Genomic DNA, 26,533 nt, shown 5'->3' with positions numbered 1-26,533 from the left:
ATACATTTATGAAAGTGATAGAAGTTACCCATCCCATTCAAAAAGATCAATTAATTAATGAAAATGTTGCGATGGCGTTTGGTTTCTTTGATGGCATGCATAGAGGTCATGACAAAGTGTTTCAAGCATTGAATCAAAAAGCGGAAGAGAATAATTTAAAGAAAGCTGTAATGACATTCGACCCACATCCATCTGTTGTGTTGAATCCAGAACGTAAACGTACGACTTATTTAACACCACTTTCAGATAAATTAGAGATGATTGAACAGCATGATGTTGACTACTGTATAGTTATTAATTTTTCATCACGATTCGCTAGTGTCACTTCTGAAGAATTTATTCAGGAATATGTAATTAATAATAATGTAAAAGAAGTGATTGCTGGATTTGATTTTACTTTTGGGAAATTCGGAAAAGGAAATATGACTGTTTTACAAGAATCTAATGATTTTAAAACTACAATCGTAGGTAAACAAGAATTAGACTCTGAAAAGATTTCAACTACCGCGATAAGAGAAGCATTAACTGAAGGGAATCTGAGAAAAGCTAACGAAGAACTTGGTTATCTTTATAGAATTAAAGGAACAGTTGTTCAAGGAGAAAAACGTGGTAGAACTATAGGATTCCCAACGGCAAACGTTCAACCAAGCGACGATTATGTCTTACCTAAAAAAGGTGTCTATGCAGTTAGTATGGAAATTGGTCCAGAAAGTAAAATATATAGAGGTGTCGCCAATGTGGGCGTCAAGCCAACTTTCCATGATCCAGCTAAAGCTGAAGTTGTTATAGAAGTAAATATTTTTGATTTTGATGAAAATATTTATGGTGAGCGTGTTATTGTATATTGGCATTATTTCTTAAGACCGGAAGTTAAATTTTCGGGTATAGATCCTTTAGTTGAACAAATGAATGAAGATAAAGCGCGTGCAAAATATTTATTATCTGTTGATTTCGGTGATGATATATCATATAATATTTAGAGTTGAGGAAGAAAAGCTATGTTAAGTAGCTATCTTCTGAAATACCTTTTTCTTAGTAGGTCGATTCTCCGACGCCTAACTCAGATTAAGGAGTTAAATAATATTAAGGAGGAAATTGATTATGGCAATTTCACAAGAACGTAAAGATGAATTAATTAAACAATATCGTGTACACGAAACTGATACTGGTTCTCCAGAAGTTCAAATCGCTGTTTTAACTGGAGAAATCGCTGCATTAAATGAGCATTTACGTGAACACAAGAAAGACCACCATTCACGTCGTGGATTATTAAAAATGGTAGGTCGTCGTAGACACTTATTAAACTACTTACGTAGTAAAGATATTCAACGTTACCGTGAACTAATCAAATCATTAGGTATCCGTCGTTAATCTTAATATAGAATTAGGAAAGCACCAGTTGAATGGTACTTTCCTTTTTTTATTATCGTACATAATATTTTTAGTATCGTACATAATAAAAAATATAAAAATATGTGAATAAATGATATGATGTAAGTAATAGAATTAAGAGAGGAGATTCATAATGTCTCAAGAGAAGAAAGTTTTCAAAACTGAATGGGCTGGACGTTCTTTAACGATTGAGACAGGACAATTAGCTAAACAAGCTAACGGTGCTGTTTTAGTACGTTATGGAGATACAGTAGTATTATCAACTGCTACTGCTTCAAAGGAACCTAGAGATGGTGACTTTTTCCCATTAACAGTGAACTATGAAGAAAAAATGTATGCAGCAGGTAAAATTCCTGGTGGATTCAAAAAAAGAGAAGGGCGACCTGGAGACGAAGCGACACTGACAGCTCGATTAATCGATAGACCTATTCGTCCACTATTCCCTAAAGGATACAGACATGATGTTCAAATTATGAACATCGTATTAAGTGCTGATTCAGACTGTTCACCTGAAATGGCTGCAATGATTGGTTCTTCAATGGCTTTAAGTGTCTCAGATATTCCTTTTCAGGGACCAATTGCAGGCGTAAATGTAGGTTATGTTGATGGAAATTATGTCATTAACCCTTCAGTTGCTGAAAAAGAAGTTTCTAGATTAGATTTAGAAGTAGCTGGCCATAAAGATGCTGTAAATATGGTAGAAGCAGGAGCTAGTGAAATTACAGAAAGTGAAATGCTTGAGGCAATCTTCTTTGGACATGAAGAAATTAAACGTTTAGTTGCATTCCAACAAGAAATCATTGATCATATTCAACCTGAAAAACAAGAATTTATTCCAGTTGAACGTGATGAAGCACTCGTTGAAAAAGTGCAAGCTTTAACTGAAGAAAAAGGATTAAAAGACACAGTTCTAACCTTTGATAAACAGCAACGTGATGAAAATCTAGATGCGCTTAAAGAAGAAGTGGTTGCACATTTTATTGATGAAGAAGATCCAGAAAATGAAGCGCTTATTAATGAAGTGTATGCAATTTTAAACGATTTAGTGAAAGAAGAAGTAAGACGTTTAATTGCAGATGAAAAAATTCGTCCAGATGGTCGAAAAGTAGATGAAATACGACCACTTGATTCTGAAGTTGGCTTGTTACCAAGAGCACATGGTTCTGGATTATTTACTCGTGGACAAACACAAGCTTTATCAGTGTTAACTTTAGGCGCTTTAGGCGATTATCAACTTATTGATGGTTTAGGACCAGAAGTAGAAAAACGATTTATGCATCATTATAACTTCCCTAACTTCTCAGTTGGTGAAACAGGACCTGTACGTGCACCTGGACGTCGTGAAATAGGACATGGTGCTCTAGGTGAAAGAGCTTTACGTTATATTATTCCTGATACAGCTGATTTTCCATATACAATTCGTATAGTAAGTGAAGTATTAGAATCAAACGGTTCTTCTTCACAAGCATCAATTTGTGGTTCAACACTAGCTCTAATGGATGCAGGTGTGCCTATTAAAGCTCCTGTAGCGGGTATTGCAATGGGACTTGTAACTCGTGATGATAGCTATACAATTTTAACTGATATTCAAGGTATGGAAGATGCACTTGGTGATATGGACTTCAAAGTGGCTGGTACTAAAGAAGGTATCACAGCTATTCAAATGGATATTAAGATTGACGGTTTAACACGTGAAGTTATTGAAGAAGCACTAGAACAAGCACGTCAAGGTCGCTTGGCCATTATGGATCATATGCTACAAACAATTGACCATCCTCGAAAAGAATTAAGCGCTTATGCTCCAAAAGTTGTAACTATGCATATTAATCCTGATAAAATCAGAGATGTTATAGGACCTGGTGGTAAAAAAATTAACGAAATTATTGACGAAACAGGCGTTAAATTAGACATCGAACAAGATGGAACAATCTTTATAGGTGCTGTAGATCAAGCTATGATTAATCGAGCGAAAGAAATTATTGAAGATATTACACGTGAGGCTGAAGTAGGTCAAGTTTATAATGCTAAAGTAAAACGTATTGAGAAATATGGTGCTTTCGTTGAGCTATTCCCAGGCAAAGATGCACTACTTCACATTTCACAAATATCTAAAGAAAGAATAAATAAAGTTGAAGATGTATTAAACATAGGCGATTCAATTGAAGTTAAAATTACAGAAATTGATAAACAAGGTCGCGTCAATGCATCTCATAAAACTTTATTAGAAGATTAATATTAACTTCAAAGGTTGAGTATTCTTAAATGAATGCTCAATCTTTTTGTTTTTTGAAAAAAGGCAACAACTGAAAAGTATCATTTTAATTAGTTGTTATGAATTTAAATGATAATTCAAAATGTTCAAGCGGTACAACCGTGCAATAATAGTGTACATCACGCATATTTTAACTTATAATAAATGATGAGTTTATATATGGACGGGTCACTATTTATAGGAGGTAACATTTTGAGTTTAATAAAGAAAAAAAATAAAGATATTCGCATCATACCACTTGGTGGTGTTGGCGAAATCGCTAAAAATATGTACATCGTTGAAGTAGACGATGAAATGTTTATGTTAGATGCGGGGTTAATGTTCCCCGAGGATGAAATGTTAGGTGTAGATATTGTTATACCTGACATTCAATACGTAATTGAAAACAAAGATAAATTAAAAGGTATTTTCCTTTCACACGGTCATGAGCATGCAATTGGTGCAGTCAGCTATATTTTAGAGCAAATTGATGCACCAGTTTATGGTTCTAAATTAACGATTGCACTCATTAAAGAAAATATGAAGGCCCGTAATATTAAGAAAAAAGTGCGTTACTATACAGTGTCTCATGATTCAGTAATGAAATTTAAAAATGTAAATGTGAGTTTCTTTAACACGACACATAGTATTCCTGATAGTTTGGGAATTTGTATTCACACATCTTATGGTTCAATTGTCTATACGGGAGAATTTAAATTCGATCAAAGTTTACATGGTCAATATGCACCTGATATGAAGCGTATGGCTGAAATTGGTGATGAAGGTGTATTTGCTTTAATTAGTGATTCTACAGAAGCAGAGAAACCTGGTTATAACACTCCTGAAAATGTCATTGAACATCACATGTATGATGCATTCACTAAAGTTAAAGGTAGACTTATAGTTTCTTGCTATGCATCTAATTTTATACGCATACAACAAGTTTTAAATATAGCTAGCAAATTGAATAGAAAAGTATCATTCTTAGGTCGCTCACTTGAAAGTTCATTTAATATTGCTCGTAAGATGGGATATTTTGATATTCCGAAGGACTTATTAATTCCTATTAATGAAGTTGATAATTATCCTAAAAACGAAGTCATTATTATTGCAACTGGTATGCAAGGTGAACCTGTAGAGGCTTTAAGTCAAATGGCGCAAAACAAGCATAAAATTATGAATATTGAAGAAGGCGACTCAGTGTTCTTAGCAATTACGGCTTCTGCTAATATGGAAGTTATTATTGCTGATACTCTAAATGAACTTGTACGTGCAGGTGCACACATCATTCCTAATAATAAAAAAATTCATGCTTCAAGTCATGGTTGTATGGAAGAATTAAAAATGATGTTAAATATTATGAAACCTGAATACTTTATTCCTGTTCAAGGTGAATTTAAAATGCAAATCGCTCACGCTAAGTTAGCAGCTGAATCAGGTGTAGCACCTGAAAAGATTTTCTTAGTTGAAAAAGGTGATGTGATTAATTACAACGGCAAAGATATGGTTCTAAATGAAAAAGTAAATTCAGGTAATGTTCTTATAGACGGTATTGGTGTTGGAGATGTAGGTAACATTGTTTTAAGAGACCGTCATTTATTAGCTGAAGATGGTATCTTCATTGCTGTGGTCACACTAGATCCTAAGAATAGACGTATTGCTGCAGGTCCTGAAATTCAATCAAGAGGATTCGTTTATGTGAGAGAAAGTGAAGAATTATTAAATGAAGCTGAGGAAAAAGTACGTACAATTGTAGAAGCAGGATTACAAGAAAAACGTATAGAATGGTCTGAAATCAAGCAAAATATGCGCGATCAAATCAGCAAATTATTGTTTGAAAGCACGAAACGACGTCCAATGATTATTCCAGTAATTTCTGAGATATAATCTAAATAAATAACATTTTAAGAGGTTGGGACAATTGTGTATAGCAAATCATTTAAGATGATTATGCTTTGTAACTAGGTCTTCTTGATTTTTGTTCAAACATATCTAATTGAGATATGAGAATGATTGAGATGACCTTAAACAATTAATTGTCCCTGCCTCTTTCATCTTATTAAATATATACATAATAGTTATCAATAGGCCTTAATTAAATAACTGTGAAAGATTAAAAAAGAAGGTGTAAAATCTTGCCACAAACAAAGAAAAAAACAACGACTAGAAGGAAAAGTAATGCTTCGCGTAAAAATACTAAAAGAAAGAAACAGAATGAAAGTCCTTTACGCTATATTATTGCTATTGCGATTGTCATTCTTGTCGTGTTAGGAGCTTTTCAATTAGGCATTGTTGGTCAAATGATTGATAGTTTCTTTAATTATCTATTCGGTATGAGTAGATTTTTGACTTATATTTTAGTGATTCTAGGTACAGTCTTTATTACATATTCCAAAAAAATTCCTAAAACACGTCGAAGTGTAGGTGCACTTGTTTTGCAAATTGCTTTACTATGCATCACACAACTTTATTACCATTTTAGTAAGGGCGTTTCCTCTGAAAGAGAACCAGTATTATCTTATGTTTATAAGTCATACGAACATACTCACTTTCCTAATTTTGGAGGAGGTTTAATAGGATTTTACTTATTTAAATTATTTATACCTCTTATATCAATAGCGGGCGTTATTATTATTACTATTTTATTATTAGCTTCAAGTATCATACTTTTATTAAATTTAAGACATAGAGATGTAAGTAAAAGTTTATTTGAAAGTATGAAATCATCTAGTGAAAGTGCATCTGAATCATTTAAAGAAAAAAGAGAAACAAGTAAGGCTAGAAAAGAAGAGAAGGCTCAATTAAAAGCAGATAGAGCTGAAGAGAAAAAAAGAAAGAAAGAACAAGAAAGATCTCAACAAGAAAACGTTAAGGACGTTAGTGATTTTCCTGAAGTTCCACAAAATAATGATATTCCTATTTATGGACACAGTGATCAAGAAGATAAGAGCAATAGTGTACCTAAGCCACGCAAAAAGCGTATTTTTGATCATGAAAGTAATAGTAATGAAATCACAACAAATTCTCAAGGTATGAACCAAAAGGATAGCAAAGATAACGCTTTAAGTAAGGATGATGACAAATCCAATGATAGCGGTAACGCTGAAGGGTCAATTTCTGAAGCTGGAGAAGTAGCAAATGTAGAATATGTGGTTCCTCCTTTATCACTACTTAACCAACCAGCTAAACAAAAATCTACTTCTAAAGCTGAAGTTCAAAGAAAAGGTCAAGTTTTAGAATCTACAATGAAAAATTTTGGTGTCAATGCAAAAGTGACACAAATCAAAATTGGTCCAGCGGTAACTCAATATGAAATTCAGCCAGCCCAAGGTGTTAAAGTAAGTAAAATCGTTAACTTACACAATGATATTGCCTTAGCATTAGCAGCGAAAGATGTACGAATTGAAGCACCTATACCTGGACGATCAGCGGTGGGAATTGAAGTACCTAATGACAAAATTTCATTAGTATCGCTTAAAGAAGTTTTAGAAGATAAATTTCCATCTCAACATAAATTAGAAGTCGGTATTGGACGAGATATTTCTGGAGAACCTATATCTATACAACTTAATGAAATGCCTCATTTACTTGTAGCAGGATCCACAGGTAGTGGTAAATCGGTATGTATAAATGGAATTATCACAAGTATTTTACTTAATGCAAAACCTCATGAAGTAAAACTGATGTTAATTGATCCGAAAATGGTAGAATTAAACGTATATAATGGCATACCTCATTTACTTATTCCTGTAGTAACGAATCCACATAAGGCCTCGCAAGCGCTTGATAAAGTTGTTGCTGAAATGGAACGTCGTTATGATTTATTCCAACACTCTTCAACAAGAAATATTGAAGGATATAATCAATATATACGTAAACAAAATGAAGAGTTAGAAGAGAAACAATCAGAACTTCCATACATTGTCGTCATCGTCGATGAATTAGCAGATTTAATGATGGTTGCTGGTAAAGAAGTTGAAAATGCGATCCAACGAATAACTCAAATGGCCAGAGCAGCAGGGATTCATTTAATAGTAGCTACTCAAAGACCTTCAGTTGACGTCATCACTGGTATCATTAAAAATAACATTCCTTCGCGTATAGCGTTTGCAGTAAGTTCACAAACCGATTCCAGAACTATTATAGGTTCAGGTGGGGCTGAAAAATTATTAGGTAAAGGCGATATGCTATACATTGGTAATGGTGAATCGACTCAAACACGTATCCAAGGTGCTTTTTTAAGTGATAAAGAAGTTCAAGATGTAGTGGACTACGTCGTAGAACAACAAAAAGCAAATTACGTAAAAGAAATGGAACCAGATGCACCAGTTGATAAGTCAGAGATGAAAAGTGAAGATTCTTTATATGATGAAGCCTACTTGTTTGTAATAGAAAAGCAAAAAGCGAGCACATCTTTATTACAAAGACAATTTAGAATTGGATATAATCGTGCTTCACGATTAATGGACGATTTAGAACGTAATCAAGTAATCGGTCCTCAAAAAGGAAGTAAACCTAGACAAATTCTAGTTGATTTAGATAATGATGAGGTGTAAAAATGTCGGAAATGAATGCGATTTTTAGAGTTAAACAATACATTTTAAAGTTAATAAAAAATGGAGAATTAGATAGTACTGGTAAATTACCAAGCAATTTATCAATAGCACGTACACTCAATGTGAAAACTGATGACGTATACGATGGTATTGGTGAACTCATTACCGAACAGATTGTAACTGATAATTTTGAAGAGGGGACTAGCGTTAAAAAGCAGCCTCCCTTCTTTTATCCATTAGATAAATTAGTAAGTATTAGTAATATGATTGAAGAAGCTGGGTATAAAGGAGGTATAGAATATTTAAATTTTGATGAACAACCAGCAACAATTCTTGATGCTGAACTATTAGAAATAAGTGATAGAGAACCAGTAACAATCATTGAAAGATTAAGAACGGCTGATCAAATACCAGTTGTGTATTGCTTAGATAAAATTGCTAAACAATATTTAACTTGTACAGACTATCAGAAAAGTAGTGGCTCTATGTTAAAAGCCATTAAAGAGTCAACAGGACATGAGGTCAAACATGCAGAAATGAACTTAGAAGCAATAAGTTATGAACCTCACATTTCCGAAGTGTTAAACGCTTCTCCTCACGAGGGTTTAATGTTATTAAAAGTAGTTCATTTTGATGAGCAAGATCAGCCTATTTTATATTCATTAAACTATATTAAAAGTAGTTTGGTTAAATTTAAAATTAGTAAAAGCTAATTAATAATCATTGTTTTTACAGTAATGGGAGGTATGCCGTTTGGAAAATAAGAAACTCGATTATTCCAATATACATATTAACGTTTTACCAACTGAAAAATTTAAAACAACCATGGTGACTTTTAAATTTATGGCACCATTGGATTATAAAACGATAACGGCGCGTTCAATTTTGAGTAAAGTCTTAGTACGTGCTACACAACAATGGCCTAACGATAAAGTATTAAATAGACACTTATCATCATTATATGGCGCATATATTAATAGTTTTGTATCTAAATTCAAGGATAAACATGTGATTACGATTTCTTTAGAAATTGCTAACGAGCGTTATTTAAAGGACTCAACACCATTATTCGAGAAGGGACTCAAGACACTTAAAGAACTTATTTATAATCCTTTAATTACTGATGAGCAATTTAATGAAAATTTTGTAGCCCAAGAGAAATCATTGCTCACTAAAAAGCTTGAAGCAATGTCAGATAATAAAGCTCAATATTCATTTTTAAAATTAATGAATCATATGTTTGAAAATGAACCTTATAAATATTTAGCTACAGGACAAGTAGAACGAATACCTCATGTGACTGCTAAAAATTTGTATGATACATATAAATCAATGTTACATAATGATGATTGTGCAATTTACGTAGTTGGAAATGTAGATAAACAAAATGTGATAGATATGATTCAAGAAAACTTTGAAATTCAACCATTCAAATTAGAAAGAAATACGCAACCAGACCTTATCAATCATTACGAATCACCAAAATTTATTATTGATGAAGATGAGGTGGATCAAGCTAAACTCAACCTAGGTTATCGTTTTCCAACTTATTATGGAAAAGATAATTACTATGCATTCGTAGTTCTAAATATGATGTTCGGTGGCGACCCTTCTTCAGTGTTATTTAATGAAGTTCGAGAAAAGCAAAGTTTAGCGTATTCTATCCATTCACAGGTTGATGGGAAAAATGGATTCTTATTTGTTTTAAGTGGGGTTTCAGCTGCTAAATATGAGCTCGCCAAAGATACTATTTTAGATGAATTTGAAAAATTAAAAAATGGCGACTTTGAAGATGGTAAATTAGACTTGGCAAAGAAAATTATTATTTCTCATAGACATGAATCTACCGACAGACCTAAAAGTATTATTGAACTATTACATAACCAGGTGCTTTTAGACAACTCTCAATCTGAAGAGGAATTTATAACTGCAATAAATGCTGTTACTAGAGAAGATGTTATAAAATTAGCAAACGAAGCTAAGCTAGATACCATTTATGTTTTGACGAAAGGAGGGCAAACTAAATAATGAAGGTACATAATTATGAATTAATTGATGAGAAAGTATATGAGCATAAACTTGATAATGGGCTAAAGCTGTTTATTATTCCAAAACCTGGATTCCAAAAAACTTTTGTGACTTATACGACGCAATTTGGTTCTTTAGATAACCATTTTAAACCTATTGGAAGCCAAAAATTTGTTAAAGTGCCAGATGGTGTAGCGCACTTTTTAGAACATAAACTTTTTGAAAAAGAAGAAGAAGATTTATTTACTGCTTTTGCTGAGGAAAATGCTCAAGCAAATGCGTTTACAAGTTTTGATCGTACGAGTTACTTATTTAGTGCTACTAGCAATATTGAAAGTAATATTAAGCGTTTATTAGATATGGTTGAAACACCTTATTTTACCGAAGAAACGGTTAACAAAGAAAAAGGAATTATTGCTGAAGAAATTAAAATGTATCAAGAACAACCTGGTTACAAATTAATGTTCAATACTTTAAGAGCAATGTATTCAAACCATCCTATTCGTGTTGATATTGCTGGTAGTGTAGATAGTATTTATGAAATCACTAAAGATGATTTATACCTTTGTTATGAAACCTTCTATCATCCATCAAATATGGTTTTATTTATAGTCGGTGACGTTAACCCTCAAAATATGATTGATTTAGTAGAGCAACATGAGGCAAAACGAAACAAGACAAACCAACCTAAAATTGAGCGTGCTGAAATTAATGAACCTATTGAAGTCAGCCAACACAGCGTAACTGAGCAGATGAAATTGCAATCTCCAAGATTAATGCTAGGTTTTAAAAATCAACCACTTAAGGAAAGCTCAGAAAAATACGTACAAAGAGACTTAGAAATGACGTTTTTCTATGAGTTAATTTTCGGAGAAGAAACTGATTTTTATCAAAATTTATTAAATAAAGATTTAATTGATGAAACTTTTGGCTATCAATTTGTGCTCGAACCTAGTTATAGTTTTTCTATAATTACTAGTGCAACACATCAACCAGACGAACTTAAAGAATTATTAATCAATGAATTGAAGAAGTATAGAGGGCAGTTGGCTGACCAAGAAGCTTTCGACTTATTAAAGAAACAATTTATCGGAGAATTCATTTCAAGTTTAAATTCACCAGAGTATATTGCTAATCAATATGCAAAATTATATTTCGAAGGTGTAAGTGTTTTTGACATGTTAGAAATTGTTGAAAATATAACACTCGAAAGTGTTAATGAAACATCTAAACTATTTTTAAACTTTGAACAACTTGTCGATAGTCGTTTGGAGATGAAATCATAATGAAAGCACTTGTACTTGGTGGTTCAGGTACTATAGGTTCAGCGATTGCAAAGCATCTTTTAAATGAAGGGTATCATGTGATTGTTCATTATCACTCTGCTAATTTAAAAGACTTAAAACAAAAATTTGATAATAACCAAAACGTAGAATTTATTCAATGTGATTTATCTCAAAATCTTAATTTAGAAGATTATTTTGGACATATTAATGATTTAGATTGTCTTATTTACACTAGTGGTACTGCTTTATATGGTATGTTGCAAGATATGAGTGATGATGATATTGATAAAAGTTATGCACTTCACTTGAGACAATTCATGCGTTTATCCAGATTTTTTGTTGATATTTTAAGAAAAAGTGAGAATGGCCGAATTATAGTTATTTCTTCAATTTGGGGAGAAACTGGTGCAAGCATGGAAACTATTTACTCAGCTATGAAAAGTGCTCAAATAGGTTTCGTTAAAGCCCTTAGTCAAGAACTTGCGCTCACATCAGTGACTGTAAATGCTATAACTCCTGGTTTTGTTTCAGGTAATATGAGTCAAGTTTGGTCTGAAGATGAAAGAAATTCCATACTTAATGAATTACCTCAAAATAGGATGATTGAACCTGAAGAGGTGGCACATGTTTGCGCGTATTTATGTCATCCAATGGCTAGAAGTATTACAGGTACCGTTCAAAAGGTAAATGGAGCATGGTATTTATAACCTTTTGTAACCAGTGTATTTCTGGTTTTATTGATAACTATTCGAAGCGTTTTGTTAGTGTTTTTTAAGAAAATAAATACAATTCTTAAGTGCGAGTTTCCTAATCGATGTTATAATGTTTTTAAATCAAACTTTGAAAAAGCTTTCAAGTGCGTGATTGAAAACAAGGGGTGGTTATATCATGGCAGTAGCAGAAAGAAAAGAATGGTATCTAGAGTATGAGATTACTATTAATCGGGCCGGATTACTTGGTGACATATCAAGTTTATTAGGTATGTTGGGAATTAGTATTGTTACAATTAACGGTGTTGATCAAGGTAAAAGGGGTTTACTTATCAAAACTGATAAACTTGAAAAAGTTGAACGCTTTGAACAAATAGTTAAAGAAATTAATGAAATAGATATTACCAAATTAAGAATCCCTGAACTCAGAGATCGCCTTGCGGTAAGACATGGTAGATACATAGAACAAGATGCAGATGATAAAAAAACATTCAAATTCGAGAGAGAAGATCTAGGCTTACTTGTAGACTTTTTAGCTGAACTTTTCAAAGAAGAGGGACATAAGTTAATAGGAATACGAGGTATGCCACGGGTTGGTAAAACAGAATCGATTGTTGCTGGAAGCGTCTGTGCACACAAAAGATGGTTGTTTATTAGTTCTACTTTGATTAAGCAGACGGTAAGAAGTTCTTTAATCAAAGTTGAATACGATTCGAATCATGTTTACATTATTGATGGTGCAGTGACGGCTCGTGAATCTAATCCTAAACACCAAGATTTAGTTAGAGAAGTTATGACCCTCCCTTCGATTAAAGTGGTTGAACATCCCGATTTATTTGTAGAAGCATGTAACTATAGCATGGAAGACTTTGACTATATCATTGAATTAAGAGAAAATGAAAATCAAGAAATACATTATGATGAAATGAAAAAACAAACAATTCAAAGCAAAAATAATTTAGATTTCGGTGATCCGTTTGGTGGAGGATTTGGTTTCTTTGAATAGGTTTGAGGAGGACTGTGTGTGAAAACTGTTGGTGAAGCATTAAAAGGTAGACGTGAACGATTAGGTATGACTTTAAATGAACTTGAACAACGTACACAACTTAAGCGTCAAACTTTAATACATATTGAAAATAATGATTTTGATTTATTAGCCAAAAAGGATTACACAGAGGGATTTATTCGCAAATATGCTAACGTAGTCAACATTGAACCTAATCAACTTATTGAAGCTCATCGTGACGAAATACCAAATAATCAGAATCAAATTGATGATTTAATTGTTGCTTTTTCTAATGGAGAAGCTCCCACGTATCGTAGTAAGGCTAAAGAAACATTACAATTGATTATGCTAATTGGTTTTATAGTAATTGTTTCTTTAATCATTTGGATACTTGCAGTGTTAATTATATAAATAAAGTTTTAGAAATGAGGATTTAATATGAATATACCGAATCAAATTACGGTATTTAGAGTTATATTGATACCCGTTTTCATACTATTTGCATTAGTAGATTTCGGATTTGGAAAGGTCTCTTTTCTAGGTGGATATCACATTAGAATTGAAATTTTAATAAGTGCAATAATTTTTATACTTGCATCTTTAAGTGACTTTGCTGATGGATACTTAGCACGTAAATGGCAACTTGTTACAAATATGGGTAAATTTTTAGACCCATTAGCTGATAAACTTTTAGTAGCTAGTGCCCTTATTGTAATGGTTCAATTAGGATTTACAAATTCAGTTGTAGCTATCATAATTATTGCACGTGAATTTGCAGTTACAGGCTTACGTCTACTACAAATTGAACAAGGATTTGTAAGTGCGGCAGGTCAACTAGGTAAAATTAAGACTGCAGTCACTATGGTGGCAATTATTTGGATATTACTAGGTGATCCACTCGTTCATTATATTCATTTTCCACTAGGCGTCACGTTGCTATATATAGGAGTGTTCTTCACTATTCTTTCTGGTATTGAGTATTTCTATAAAGGTAAAGATGTATTTAAACAATCAAAATAAAATTAGATGTTATAAGACTACACTTTATAATATTACTTTTATAAAGTGTAGTCTTTTTTTGAACGCTTTTTTTAGATTTATTAAATCAAAAAATATATAATGAATTTATTGCGAAAATGATGGTTAAAGGGGTGAAAACCAATGAAAATATCAATAATTGCTGTAGGTTCTGAATTACTTTTAGGGCAAATAGCAAACACGAATGGTCAATATCTATCCAAACTTTTTAATGGCATTGGTAAAAGTGTGGTTGAACATACTGTGATTGGAGATAATCCAGAAAGATTAGAATACATTATCAGACAAGGATTAGAACGCTTTGATACTCTTGTGTTGACAGGTGGTTTAGGACCTACAAAAGATGATTTAACTAAACATACTGTAGCTAAAGTATTAGGTAAAGAATTAGTTACTGATGAAGCATCGTTAGAATATATTGAGAGCTATTTCAAAGAGCAGGGACAAGAAATGACACCTAATAATAAACAACAAGCATTAGTCATTGATGGTTGCAAAGTACTACCAAATAAAAATGGAATGGCGCCAGGAATGTTAGTTGAAAAGGATGATAAAAAGGTAGTGCTTTTACCAGGACCTCCTCGTGAAATGAAGCCTATGGCTAAAAATGAGCTATTACCTTATTTATTAGATGATGATAGTGTAATTTATTCAGAGTTGTTAAGATTTGCTGGAATAGGTGAATCTAAAGTAGAAACGATACTCATGGATCTCATAGAGAATCAAACTAATCCAACTATTGCTCCATTAGCTGGAACACATGAAGTTTATATTAGAATTACTGCTAATTCTGACACACAAAATGAATGTGAAAACCTTATTGCACCTATTAAGAAGGAAGTACTTGATCGTATAGGTGATTATTATTATGGATCAGATGACATTACTCTCGAAAAGTCTGTGATGTCTAGAGTAAATGAAACGTTTGCAATATATGATGGAGTAACGAATGGCGCATTATATACAAGACTAAAAAATGTGGATCAAGATAATTTACTTAATGGATCATTACCACATAATGATTTATTTGTAGACTCTAGAGATAGTATCCATGACCAGTTACTTAATGCAGCACAATATGTCAAAGATTTATACCAAACTGATTTGGGTATTGTTTTATTACATGAAAATGAAGAAGTCTACTTAGCAATGTATGATGGAGAGGCATTAAATGTTGATACTTTCAAGATGACTCAAAGTAGAAATTTATTAAGAAGCAGAAGTCAAAATTATGCGATGATAATATTATTAAAATGGTTTGAAAATCGATAATTATTCTTTTCTTGTTTAAAATATAAGTACGTTTGTTCGTTTTCGGGTTATTTAATACCACAGATATACGAACAAATATTCGCAAAATGCTTGTGTTTTGATTTGATTGCTTGTATAGTAAAGATAAGATATTAAAAAAGATTACTTTCGTAATTAGGAGGTCTCGCTTTGGATAACGAACGTCAAAAAGCTTTAGATACAGTTATAAAAAATATGGAGAAATCATTTGGTAAAGGTGCGGTTATGAAATTAGGCGACAATAAAGGTCGTAAAGTATCAAGCACTTCAAGTGGTTCTGTGACGGTGGATAATGCCCTAGGTGTAGGCGGTTATCCTAAAGGAAGAATTATTGAAATTTATGGACCTGAAAGTTCAGGTAAAACAACAGTTGCTCTACATGCAATTGCAGAAGTTCAAAAAAATGGTGGAGTAGCTGCATTTATTGATGCCGAACATGCACTTGACCCTGTTTATGCTCAAGCTTTAGGCGTAGATATTGATAACCTTTATTTATCTCAACCTGACCATGGGGAACAAGGACTTGAAATTGCTGAAGCATTTGTTCGAAGTGGTGCCGTAGACATTGTCGTAGTTGACTCTGTAGCAGCATTAACACCTAAAGCTGAAATTGAAGGTGAAATGGGAGATACACATGTTGGTTTACAAGCTAGATTAATGTCACAAGCTTTAAGAAAATTATCTGGTGCAATTTCTAAATCAAACACAACTGCAATCTTTATTAACCAAATTCGTGAAAAAGTTGGTGTGATGTTTGGTAATCCTGAAACTACGCCAGGTGGCCGAGCATTAAAATTCTATAGTTCTGTAAGATTGGAAGTAAGAAGAGCTGAACAATTAAAACAAGGCCAAGATATCGTAGGTAACAGAACAAAAATCAAAGTTGTAAAAAATAAAGTAGCACCTCCATTCAGAGTAGCTGAAGTAGATATTATGTATGGTCAAGGAATTTCTAAAGAAGGTGAATTAATTGACTTAGGTGTTGAAAACGATATCGTTGATAAATCTGGCGCTTGGTATTCTTACAACGGCGACCGAATGGGTCAAGGTAAAGAAAATGTTAAAACGTATTTAAAAGAAAACCCTCAAATTAAAGAAGAAATTGATCGTAAATTACGTGAAAAATTAGGAATATTTGATGGTGACGTTGAAGAAACAGATGCTGAAGAGGAAGCACCTAAAACTTTATTTGATGAAGAATAATTATTATTCACAAATATATAAATAAGAGTGAAAATGGATGGCTAATTGCTATCCATTTTTTATAGAGTAAATTTACGTGATAAGTATGGGTTTTAAACGTATGTTAAGGAATTTCATATCTTGACACTCCTCTGTCGAAAAACGTACAATTAGTGTGTATGATTCTTATATAATTTCATATAATCATATTGATTTTGATATACAGAGCAAACCCTAGATAAAGGAGGTGTTTATGTGAATTTATTAAGCCTCCTACTCATTTTGCTGGGGATAATTCTAGGCGTTGTTGTAGGGTATGTCGTTGCCCGAAATTTATTACACCAAAAACAAGTTCAAGCAAGACAAACTGCCGAAGATATTGTTAGTTATGCTAATAAAGAAGCTGACAATATTAAAAAAGAAAAATTGCTTGAAGCAAAAGAAGAGAACCAAATTTTAAGAGAACAAACAGAAAGTGAACTGCGTGAGAGACGCGGGGAACTTCAAAGACAAGAAACCCGACTTCTTCAAAAAGAAGAGAACTTGGATCGAAAATCTGATCTTTTAGATAAAAAGGATGAGATTTTAGAACAAAAAGAATCAAAAATTGAAGAAAGACAACAACAAGTAGATGCAAAAGAGAGTAGTGTTCAAACATTAATAATGAAGCATGAACAAGAATTAGAACGCATCTCCGGTCTCACTCAAGAAGAAGCTGTAAATGAACAACTTCAACGAGTTGAAGAAGAACTGTCACAAGATATTGCAATACTTGTTAAAGAAAAAGAAAAAGAAGCGAAAGAAAAAGTAGATAAAACAGCAAAAGAATTACTTGCCACTACAGTACAAAGATTAGCAGCCGATCACACAACCGAATCAACTGTTTCAGTTGTTAATTTACCTAATGATGAAATGAAAGGACGTATCATTGGTAGAGAAGGTCGAAATATCCGTACATTAGAAACGCTTACTGGTATAGACTTGATTATTGATGATACTCCAGAAGCGGTTATTTTATCAGGCTTTGACCCAATTCGACGAGAAATAGCTAGAACAGCATTAGTTAATTTAGTTTCAGATGGTCGTATTCATCCTGGACGTATTGAAGATATGGTCGAAAAAGCTAGAAAAGAAGTTGACGATATCATTAGAGATGCAGGTGAACAAGCAACATTTGAAATTAATGTTCATAATATGCACCCTGATCTAGTTAAAATACTTGGTCGATTAAATTACCGTACGAGTTATGGCCAAAATGTGCTTAAACATTCTATTGAAGTGGCGCACCTTTCAGGTATGTTAGCTGCTGAGCTAGGTGAGGACGTTACTCTTGCTAAGCGCGCAGGTTTACTTCATGATGTTGGTAAAGCAATTGACCATGAAGTTGAGGGAAGTCACGTAGAAATAGGTGTTGAATTAGCTAAGAAATATGGTGAGAATGAAACAGTAACTAATGCTATTCACTCACATCACGGTGATGTAGAGCCAACTTCTATTATTTCTATCTTAGTTGCTGCTGCCGATGCTTTATCAGCAGCAAGACCGGGTGCTCGTAAAGAGACACTTGAAAACTATATTAGAAGATTAGAAAGATTAGAAGCTTTATCAGAAAGTTATGATGGAGTTGAAAAAGCATTTGCAATCCAAGCAGGTAGAGAAATTCGCGTAGTTGTCTCACCTGAAGAAATTGATGATTTAAAATCATACAGATTGGCTAGAGATATCAAATATCAAATAGAAGAAGAATTACAATATCCTGGTCACATCAAAGTGACAGTTGTTCGAGAGACTAGAGCAGTAGAATATGCAAAATAATTTTTAGAGCCACTTACCGAGGAATCGGTTAGTGGCTCTTATGCTTGAAACAAAGATTCAAGTATGACAAGAAAACTTACCGAGGAATCGGTTAGTGGCTCTTACGCTTGAAACAAAGATTCAAGTATGACAGGAATAATAAAAAAGTCAACATAATCAATTGATTATGTTGACTTAAAACTAAGTTTTAGTAATTAATTACTAAATTATTTTAATTGTAGGTCTGCATCATTGATTTCTTTAATGATTTCAGCTGTATCGTAACAATTAGTAGCAATATTTGAATATTTTTCAGCTAAACGATAAGCATTAATGTAAAGTGTTAAGCTTTCTTTAGCAATATCTTCAGGTTCATCAGATTTTGCTGGATTCGAATTTACTACTAATTCTGCAAATTTTTCAGGATCAATATTAATAGACATGTATTATTTACAACTCCTAGAATTTTGTTAACTTCATATTAACATATTAAATAAATTCAAAGAAGAAAAGTCTTTTAATATTCAGAATAATTAATTTGTACTGGATACTTTAATTCTAAGGCGGTATCTATTAAACTATTTTTATGAGAGGATGAACGATTAATGAGAATATTGTTTATTGGAGATATCGTTGGAAAAATCGGTAGAAAAGCAATTTCTACATATTTACCTAAAATCAAACAAAGCTATCGCCCTACAGTCTCTATTGTAAATGCTGAAAATGCAGCACATGGCAAAGGGTTAACAGAAAAGATTTATAAACAATTATTAAGAGAAGGCGTAGACTTCATGACTATGGGTAATCATACTTATGGTCAAAGAGAAATTTATGACTTTATTGATGATGCTAATCGCATGGTTCGTCCGGCTAATTTTCCAGAAGAAGCGCCAGGAGTTGGAATGCGTTATATTCAAATTAATGAAAAAAAATTAGCTATTATTAACTTGCAAGGACGTTCATTTATGCAAGATATTGATGACCCATTTAAAAAGGCAGATCAATTGATAGAAGAAGCAAGAAAAGTGACACCATATATATTTGTTGACTTTCATGCTGAAACAACTTCTGAAAAAAATGCTATGGGTTGGTATTTAGATGGAAGAGTGAGTGCAGTAGTTGGAACGCATACTCACATACAGACTTCTGATAGTCGCGTCTTACCAAATGGAACTGGCTATATCACTGATGTTGGTATGACAGGGTATTATGATGGTATTTTAGGGATTAATCGCGAAGAAGTGATTAATAGATTTATAACAAGTTTACCTCAAAGACATGTAGTACCTGATGAAGGACGCAGTGTTTTATCAGGCGTTATTATTGATTTAGATAAAGAAGGTAAAACTACACAAATTGAAAGAATATTAATAAATGATGACAATCCTTTTCAGGGATAAACCCCTGTCTCAATAGTATTTAAAGGTTATCGTCCATTAGTATGAATTTAATTTTGTACCACTGTTTACATAGTAAAACGGTGGTTTCTTTTGTTAATATAAAATATGAATTATATCCACAGGAGGCATGTGATATGAAATCACAACTATCATGGAAAGTGGGCGGACAACAAGGTGAAGGTATCGAATCTACTGGAGAAATTTTCGCTACAGCAATGAATAGAAAGGGATACTTTTTATATGGTTACAGACACTTTTCAAGTCGAATTAAAGGCGGTCACACTAATAATAAAATAAGAGTATCAACTACGCCAGTTCATGCCATTAGTGATGATTTAGATATTTTAATTGCATTTGATCAAGAAACGATTGAGTTGAATCATCATGAAATGAGAGAGGATAGTATTATAATTGCTGATTCTAAGGCTAAACCCAATAAACCAGAAGACTGTAAGGCACAACTTATAGATTTACCATTTACTAGTACTGCAAAAGAGCTTGGAACAGCACTTATGAAAAACATGGTCGCTATTGGGGCTACTTCAGCGCTTATGAATTTAGATACGACTACTTTTGAAGAATTAATTACTAATATGTTCTCTAAAAAGGGAGAAAAAGTAGTTGATATGAATATAGAAGCGCTTAACGAAGGTTATCGTTTAATGCAAGAACACTTAAGTACTATTCAAGGAGACTTTGAATTAGAAGCGATAAATGAAGACCCTCAATTATATATGATAGGTAATGATGCAATAGGATTAGGTGCTATATCAGCGGGTTCGAAATTTATGGCTGCTTATCCTATTACTCCAGCATCTGAAATTATGGAGTATATGATTGCTAATCTACCTAAAGTCGGTGGCACTGTTGTTCAAACAGAAGATGAAATTGCTGCAGCTACAATGGCAATAGGTTCTAACTATGCTGGCGTAAGAGGATTTACAGCTAGCGCAGGTCCTGGTTTATCTCTAATGATGGAATCAATTGGTTTATCAGGAATGACTGAAACACCGTTTGTAATCATCAACACTCAACGTGGCGGTCCTTCAACAGGTTTACCTACTAAACAAGAACAATCAGATTTAATGCAAATGATATATGGTACACATGGTGATATTCCAAAAATTGTCGTTGCCCCAAATGATGCTGAGGATGCATTTTATCTCACTGTAGAGGCATTCAATTTAGCAGAAGAATATCAATGTCCTGTTATTATCTTAAGTGATTTACAGCTTTCTTTAGGTAAACAAACCGTTAAGTCATTAGATTATAGTAAGATTGAAATTAAGCGTGGTGAATTACTTCAATCTGATATAGAACGTGAAGAAGATGATAAAGGCTACTTTAGAAGATATGCTTTAACAGGTAATGGTATTTCGCCTCGTCCTATTCCAGGAGTAAAGGGTGGTATTCATCACATTACAGGTGTTGAACACAATGAAGAAGGTAAACCTAGTGAAGCTGCTTCTAATAGGCAAGCTCAAATGGAAAAACGTATGCGTAAAACAGAAAATCTAGTTATAGAAAAACCTGTTGAATCTAATGAAAAACATGAAGCGGCAGATATACTTTATATAGGTTTTATTTCTACGAAAGGTGCTATTAACGAAGGTGCTGAACGTTTAGAATCACAAGGTGTTAAAGTTAATACTTTACAAATTCGTCAGTTACATCCGTTTCCTAAGGATACGATTCAACAAGCTATTGATAGAGCCTCTAAAGTTGTTGTAGCTGAACACAATTATCAAGGACAGTTATCTAATATTTTAAAAATGAACACAAAAGTAGAAGAAAAATTAGTGAACCAAACTAAATATGATGGTACGCCATTCTTACCTCATGAAATTGAAGATAAAGGATTAGAGATAGTCAAGGAAATTAAGGAGTTGGTTTAATTGGCTACATTCAAAGATTTTAGAAATAATGTTAAGCCAAATTGGTGCCCAGGTTGTGGAGATTTCTCAGTACAAGCAGCTATACAAAAAGCTGCAGCCAATGTAGGTTTGGAACCTGAAGAAGTTGCTATTATTACAGGTATTGGATGTTCTGGTAGATTATCAGGATATATCAATTCTTATGGTGTTCATGCTATTCATGGACGTGCCTTACCTTTAGCTCAGGGTGTTAAAATGGCAAATAAAGATTTAACTGTCATTGCTTCAGGTGGTGACGGAGACGGTTATGCAATTGGTATGGGTCATACGATTCATGCGTTAAGAAGAAACATGAATATGACTTACATTGTTATGGATAATCAAATATATGGTTTAACTAAAGGGCAAACATCACCATCTTCAGCAGTTGGGTTTGTGACTAAATCAACACCTAAAGGTAATATTGAGAAAAATGTAGCCCCGTTAGAATTAGCACTTTCATCAGGTGCTACATTTGTAGCACAAGGGTTTTCAAGTGATATTAAAGCATTAACTAAAATGATTGAAGATGCCATTAATCACGATGGATTTTCATTTGTTAATGTATTTTCACCTTGTGTAACATACAATAAAGTTAACACTTATGATTGGTTTAAAGAGCATTTAACTAGCATTGATGATATAGAAGATTATGATAATTCAGATAAACAGTTGGCTATGAGAACAGTTTTAGAACATGAATCGCTAGTTAAAGGAATTGTTTATCAAGATACAGAAACTCCATCATACGAATCTCATATTGATGAGCTTGAAGATGAAGCTCTAGCTAAAAAAGATATTCACATTTCAGAAGATACATTCAATGATCTAACAGCTCAATTTATATAAATTAATATTAACTGAGTGCCTTTCTTAGGTGCCCAGTTTTTTGTAATGGTATCAGTATTTTAATTCTTGATTAAAAATATTTAAATTGCGTAAATGACTTTTTAAATTATTTATTTTGGGAATAGGCAGAATAAATAATCTTATTTGGAGGTAGTTATGGATAGATTTAAATCAATGCAAGAATTAGAAAATGTTACTGTGGAAAATGAGGATTGGGAAATTGAAACGAATGATAAAGATAGTCATATATCAATCCTAGCGATTCATGGTGGGGGGATTGAACCAGCTACCACTGAGTTAGCACAAGTTATTGCTGATAAGGGAAACTATAATTATTTTTCTTTCAAGGGACTTCGTAGTAAAGGTAATAATGAATTGCATGTAACATCTACAAATTATGATGATCCAGAAGCTATAAAAATTGTTGAAAAAAGTGAAAGAGCGATAGCATTACATGGTTGTAAAGGTGAAGATAGCGTAGCTTATCTTGGAGGTAATGATCACGAACTTATAGAAATCTTAAGTGATACATTGTCAGATGTAGGTATAAAGGTACAAGAAGCACCTAATACCATGGCAGGAAAGCAAGATGAAAATATTATTAATTTAACTAAAAATAATGCTGGCGTTCAAATTGAGTTAACTTCAAGTCTTAGAAAAGAATTATTTGTGAATAATAAGAGTTCTCGTAAAAGTCGTGAAGACCGTGATAATTGGGGCGACTTAATGTACGACTTTGCAGATGCAACAATTAGAGCACTACAACAAGTTTAACCTTTAGCGTATACTTACTTTATGAATGTTAAAATATGAGTATATGACTGTATAGATAAAAGGAGTGTTATAGTAGTGCAAGATACTTTAATGAGTGTACAAATAATTCCTAGAACTCCGAAGAATGAAGATGTTATTCCTTATGTTGATGAGGCAATTAAAATTATTGATGAATCTGGGATGCATTATAGAGTAGGGCCATTGGAGACAACGGTCCAAGGAGAAATGAGTGAATGCCTCATTCTAATTCAAAAACTTAACGAGAGAATGGTTGAATTAGAATGTCCAAGTATTATTAGCCAAGTTAAATTTTATCATGTACCAGAGGGTATTCAGATTGAGACATTAACTGGTAAATATGATGAAGAATAAACTAAGCATTTTATAATAAACTAATGTTAAGTTTTCACAAGATATGTTGGAGACGAATTAAACTTATTAAGTTTGATTTGTCTCTTATTTTATGTCATTTTTGAAAAATAAATCAAAACGTCTTTTTGCACTTTAACTTTAAATTTAATATAATATAGTAATGATTATGGGCTTATAGAAAGGATTTTTCAAAGTGAATGAAGAACAAAGAAAAGCTGGTACGATAAACATTTTAGCTGAGCGTGATCGTAAAGCTGAAAAAGACTATAGCAAATACTTTGAACAAGTGTATCAACCACCAAGTTTAAAAGAAGCAAAAAAACGTGGGAAACAAGAAGTTCAATATAATAGAGATTTCCATATAGATGAAAAATATAAAGATATGGGTAACGGTCGTACTTTCTTAATTAAAACGTATGGTTGTCAAATGAACGCACATGATACTGAAGTAATGGCGGGGATATTAAAAGCTTTAGGTTATAGTGCGACAACAGATATTAATCAAGCGGATGTGATTTTAATTAATACTTGTGCTATTCGAGAAAATGCGGAAAATAAAGTATTTAGTGAAATAGGAAATTTAAAACATCTGAAAAAAGAACGTCCTGATTGCCTAATCGGAGTCTGTGGATGTATGTCTCAAGAAGAATCAGTTGTAAATAAAATTCTTAAATCATATCAAAATGTAGATATGATATTTGGTACACATAATATTCATCACTTACCTGAAATTTTAGAAGAAGCATACTTATCTAAAGCAATGGTAGTAGAGGTATGGTCCAAAGAAGGAGATGTTATTGAAAATCTCCCTAAGGTAAGAGAAGGTAGTATTAAAGCTTGGGTTAATATTATGTATGGATGTGACAAATTCTGTACATATTGTATCGTACCTTTTACTAGAGGGAAGGAACGTAGCCGTCGACCAGAAGATATTATCAATGAAGTAAGAGAATTAGCAAGAGAAGGTTATCAAGAAATTACTTTATTAGGTCAAAATGTAAATTCTTATGGTAAGGATATAGAAGATTTAGATTATGGACTTGGTGATTTACTAGAAGATATATCTAAAATCGATATACCGAGAGTAAGATTTACAACAAGCCATCCTTGGGACTTTACTGATCGCATGATTGAAGTCATAGCCAATGGCGGTAATATAGTTCCTCATATCCATCTTCCAGTTCAATCAGGTAACAATGCTGTTTTAAAAATTATGGGTCGTAAATATACTCGTGAAAGCTATCTTGATCTAGTAAATAGAATAAAAACTGCAATTCCTAATATAGCGTTAACAACAGATATCATTGTAGGATATCCAAATGAAACTGAAGAACAATTTGAAGAAACACTATCTTTATATGACGAAGTAGAATTTGAACATGCCTATACTTATTTATACTCTCAAAGAGATGGAACACCAGCTGCTAAAATGAAAGATAATGTGCCTACTGAAGTGAAAAAAGAACGACTACAAAGATTAAATAAAAAAGTAGGTGAATACTCTCAAAAAGCTATGAGTCAGTATGAAGGTGAAATAGTTACCGTATTATGTGAAGGAGCTAGTAAAAAGGACGACACAGTGCTAGCTGGTTACACAGAAAAAAATAAACTAGTAAACTTTAAAGCTCCTAAAGAAATGATTGGTAAGCTTGTTGATGTTAAAATCGATGAAGCTAAGCAATATTCATTAAATGGAACATTTGTACAAGAACATCAAAAGACAATGGTGGTTCAATAGAAAATGTATTCAAAAGAGGATATATTAAAACATGCAGATGTACTAGCGCGGCGCATTAATAACTTAGAAGTTGTCAAAGATTACCAATCGATTGAACAACAAATCCATAATAATAAAACTATTGAAAGTAAGATGAAAAGTCTAAAAAAACAACAAAAACAATCTGTTAACTTTCAAAATTATGGAAAAGATACTGCCTTTCGACAATCTGAAAATCAAATTCATCATATTGAAAATGAAATTAATAACTTACCTATAGTTGAAGAATTTCGTTCTGCACAATATGATGCTAATGAATTATTACAAATGATGATTAAAACAATGGAAGATAGACTTAATGAACATAACGAACGAGAACATAAGGAATAAAAGCTAATTGAGGAGTAAATGCTATGAAAATAAGGAATTTGACTATAACCGCATTTTTAATTGCAATCAACGTTGTATTAAGTAGTCTTATTGTAATACCTTTAGGACCTATAAAAGCAGCGCCTGTTCAACATTTTACTAATGTTTTATGTGCTGTGTTTGTAGGCCCTTGGTATGGATTAGCTCAAGCACTTATTTCTTCAATTTTAAGAATTAGTTTTGGAACAGGTAGACCTTTTGCTTTCCCAGGTAGTATGATAGGAGTTCTCTTATCTAGTCTATTCTACATGTATAGAAAACATATTTTTATGGCATCTGTTGGAGAGGTTTTAGGAACAGGTGTGATAGGAAGTTTAATGTGTATACCGTTAGCATGGGTTATGGGGATGGAAAACTTCTTTGTGAAACCATTAATGATAGCATTTATGGTTTCAAGTGTAATTGGATCTCTAATTAGCTATATCATACTTATTGTTTTAAAAAGACGCGGATTATTAGATAAATTTAATAAGAAATAATTAACTTTAATGTACGCTTTATTATTGAGGGATTAATTAAATAGGGGGGACTCTGTTTATTTCTCAT

Annotated in this window: 24 protein-coding genes; 23 read left to right on the top strand and 1 reads right to left on the bottom strand. The window is 32.8% G+C overall.

Annotated features, from left to right (window positions below):
* The first annotated feature begins 8 nt into the window (after positions 1 to 8).
* The 15 genes from ribF to rny all read left to right on the top strand — a co-directional run bounded on the left by ribF (position 9) and on the right by rny (position 18,554).
* A complete protein-coding gene (gene ribF, locus V6C74_RS07565) occupies positions 9 to 980 on the top strand; it encodes a riboflavin biosynthesis protein RibF (RefSeq protein WP_002453103.1) in 972 nt (323 codons plus the stop codon).
* A gap of 121 nt (positions 981 to 1,101) precedes the next feature.
* On the top strand, positions 1,102 to 1,371 hold the full coding sequence (gene rpsO / locus V6C74_RS07560; protein ID WP_367141503.1) for a 30S ribosomal protein S15: 270 nt from the start codon (positions 1,102 to 1,104) through the stop codon (positions 1,369 to 1,371).
* Between the two features lie 154 nt (positions 1,372 to 1,525).
* On the top strand, positions 1,526 to 3,625 hold the full coding sequence (gene pnp / locus V6C74_RS07555; protein WP_016898112.1) for a polyribonucleotide nucleotidyltransferase: 2,100 nt from the start codon (positions 1,526 to 1,528) through the stop codon (positions 3,623 to 3,625).
* A 231-nt stretch (positions 3,626 to 3,856) separates the two neighbouring features.
* Complete coding sequence (locus tag V6C74_RS07550) at positions 3,857 to 5,530, top strand: ribonuclease J (protein ID WP_002453105.1); 1,674 nt, start codon at positions 3,857 to 3,859, stop codon at positions 5,528 to 5,530.
* A 248-nt stretch (positions 5,531 to 5,778) separates the two neighbouring features.
* The gene (locus V6C74_RS07545) at positions 5,779 to 8,199 is read left to right on the top strand and encodes a DNA translocase FtsK (RefSeq protein WP_002453106.1); all 2,421 of its coding nucleotides are present in this window, start codon (positions 5,779 to 5,781) and stop codon (positions 8,197 to 8,199) included.
* Between the two features lie 2 nt (positions 8,200 to 8,201).
* Entirely contained in the window at positions 8,202 to 8,912 is a 711-nt protein-coding gene (locus V6C74_RS07540) for a GntR family transcriptional regulator (protein WP_016898113.1), read from the top strand.
* Between the two features lie 40 nt (positions 8,913 to 8,952).
* Complete coding sequence (locus V6C74_RS07535) at positions 8,953 to 10,227, top strand: pitrilysin family protein (RefSeq protein WP_016898114.1); 1,275 nt, start codon at positions 8,953 to 8,955, stop codon at positions 10,225 to 10,227.
* Entirely contained in the window at positions 10,227 to 11,513 is a 1,287-nt protein-coding gene (locus V6C74_RS07530) for a pitrilysin family protein (protein ID WP_002453109.1), read from the top strand. The genes V6C74_RS07535 and V6C74_RS07530 overlap by 1 nt, the downstream gene beginning before the upstream one ends.
* Entirely contained in the window at positions 11,513 to 12,220 is a 708-nt protein-coding gene (locus tag V6C74_RS07525) for an SDR family oxidoreductase (protein ID WP_002453110.1), read from the top strand. The genes V6C74_RS07530 and V6C74_RS07525 overlap by 1 nt, the downstream gene beginning before the upstream one ends.
* 181 nt (positions 12,221 to 12,401) lie before the next feature.
* The gene (locus V6C74_RS07520; protein ID WP_016898115.1) at positions 12,402 to 13,229 is read left to right on the top strand and encodes a YmfK family protein; all 828 of its coding nucleotides are present in this window, start codon (positions 12,402 to 12,404) and stop codon (positions 13,227 to 13,229) included.
* 18 nt (positions 13,230 to 13,247) lie between these two features.
* The gene (locus V6C74_RS07515; protein ID WP_016898116.1) at positions 13,248 to 13,640 is read left to right on the top strand and encodes a helix-turn-helix domain-containing protein; all 393 of its coding nucleotides are present in this window, start codon (positions 13,248 to 13,250) and stop codon (positions 13,638 to 13,640) included.
* 27 nt (positions 13,641 to 13,667) lie between these two features.
* Positions 13,668 to 14,249 carry a CDP-diacylglycerol--glycerol-3-phosphate 3-phosphatidyltransferase gene (gene pgsA / locus V6C74_RS07510; protein WP_002453113.1) on the top strand — a complete coding sequence of 194 codons (582 nt, stop codon included), beginning with the start codon at positions 13,668 to 13,670 and terminating at the stop codon, positions 14,247 to 14,249.
* A gap of 141 nt (positions 14,250 to 14,390) precedes the next feature.
* Entirely contained in the window at positions 14,391 to 15,539 is a 1,149-nt protein-coding gene (locus V6C74_RS07505; protein ID WP_103175549.1) for a CinA family nicotinamide mononucleotide deamidase-related protein, read from the top strand.
* Between the two features lie 168 nt (positions 15,540 to 15,707).
* The gene (gene recA / locus V6C74_RS07500; protein ID WP_002437037.1) at positions 15,708 to 16,760 is read left to right on the top strand and encodes a recombinase RecA; all 1,053 of its coding nucleotides are present in this window, start codon (positions 15,708 to 15,710) and stop codon (positions 16,758 to 16,760) included.
* A gap of 234 nt (positions 16,761 to 16,994) precedes the next feature.
* Positions 16,995 to 18,554 carry a ribonuclease Y gene (gene rny, locus V6C74_RS07495; protein ID WP_070664267.1) on the top strand — a complete coding sequence of 520 codons (1,560 nt, stop codon included), beginning with the start codon at positions 16,995 to 16,997 and terminating at the stop codon, positions 18,552 to 18,554.
* 206 nt (positions 18,555 to 18,760) lie between these two features.
* Here rny and V6C74_RS07490 read toward each other — a convergent pair whose 3' ends face one another.
* Positions 18,761 to 18,976, bottom strand: a complete 216-nt coding sequence (locus V6C74_RS07490; protein ID WP_002453117.1) for a hypothetical protein — start codon at positions 18,974 to 18,976, stop codon at positions 18,761 to 18,763.
* Between the two features lie 162 nt (positions 18,977 to 19,138).
* Here V6C74_RS07490 and V6C74_RS07485 point away from each other — a divergent pair, with 162 nt between their 5' ends.
* The 8 genes from V6C74_RS07485 (at position 19,139) to thiW (ending at position 26,466) form a co-directional block, all read left to right on the top strand.
* A complete protein-coding gene (locus V6C74_RS07485; RefSeq protein ID WP_002453118.1) occupies positions 19,139 to 19,933 on the top strand; it encodes a TIGR00282 family metallophosphoesterase in 795 nt (264 codons plus the stop codon).
* Positions 19,934 to 20,067: 134 nt separating this feature from the next.
* Positions 20,068 to 21,828, top strand: coding sequence for a 2-oxoacid:acceptor oxidoreductase subunit alpha (locus tag V6C74_RS07480; protein ID WP_070664269.1), 1,761 nt, complete (start codon positions 20,068 to 20,070; stop codon positions 21,826 to 21,828).
* Positions 21,829 to 22,695 carry a 2-oxoacid:ferredoxin oxidoreductase subunit beta gene (locus tag V6C74_RS07475; RefSeq protein WP_002453120.1) on the top strand — a complete coding sequence of 289 codons (867 nt, stop codon included), beginning with the start codon at positions 21,829 to 21,831 and terminating at the stop codon, positions 22,693 to 22,695. It abuts the gene before it with no gap.
* A gap of 156 nt (positions 22,696 to 22,851) precedes the next feature.
* Positions 22,852 to 23,469 (top strand): poly-gamma-glutamate hydrolase family protein, encoded by a 618-nt coding sequence (locus V6C74_RS07470; RefSeq protein ID WP_002453121.1) that lies wholly within the window; start codon positions 22,852 to 22,854, stop codon positions 23,467 to 23,469.
* A gap of 75 nt (positions 23,470 to 23,544) precedes the next feature.
* Positions 23,545 to 23,841, top strand: coding sequence for an MTH1187 family thiamine-binding protein (locus V6C74_RS07465; RefSeq protein WP_002453122.1), 297 nt, complete (start codon positions 23,545 to 23,547; stop codon positions 23,839 to 23,841).
* Positions 23,842 to 24,034: 193 nt separating this feature from the next.
* Positions 24,035 to 25,579 carry a tRNA (N6-isopentenyl adenosine(37)-C2)-methylthiotransferase MiaB gene (miaB, locus tag V6C74_RS07460; protein ID WP_002453123.1) on the top strand — a complete coding sequence of 515 codons (1,545 nt, stop codon included), beginning with the start codon at positions 24,035 to 24,037 and terminating at the stop codon, positions 25,577 to 25,579.
* Between the two features lie 3 nt (positions 25,580 to 25,582).
* Complete coding sequence (locus V6C74_RS07455; RefSeq protein WP_002453124.1) at positions 25,583 to 25,948, top strand: YlbF family regulator; 366 nt, start codon at positions 25,583 to 25,585, stop codon at positions 25,946 to 25,948.
* 23 nt (positions 25,949 to 25,971) lie between these two features.
* Positions 25,972 to 26,466, top strand: coding sequence for an energy coupling factor transporter S component ThiW (gene thiW, locus V6C74_RS07450; protein ID WP_002453125.1), 495 nt, complete (start codon positions 25,972 to 25,974; stop codon positions 26,464 to 26,466).
* The last annotated feature ends 67 nt before the right edge of the window (positions 26,467 to 26,533 follow it).

It is taken from the genome of Staphylococcus capitis subsp. capitis (genome assembly GCF_040739495.1).
Taxonomy (GTDB): domain Bacteria; phylum Bacillota; class Bacilli; order Staphylococcales; family Staphylococcaceae; genus Staphylococcus; species Staphylococcus capitis.
The sequence above is the reverse complement of the archived record's forward strand: the minus strand, read 5'-3'. Positions and strand labels throughout refer to the sequence as shown.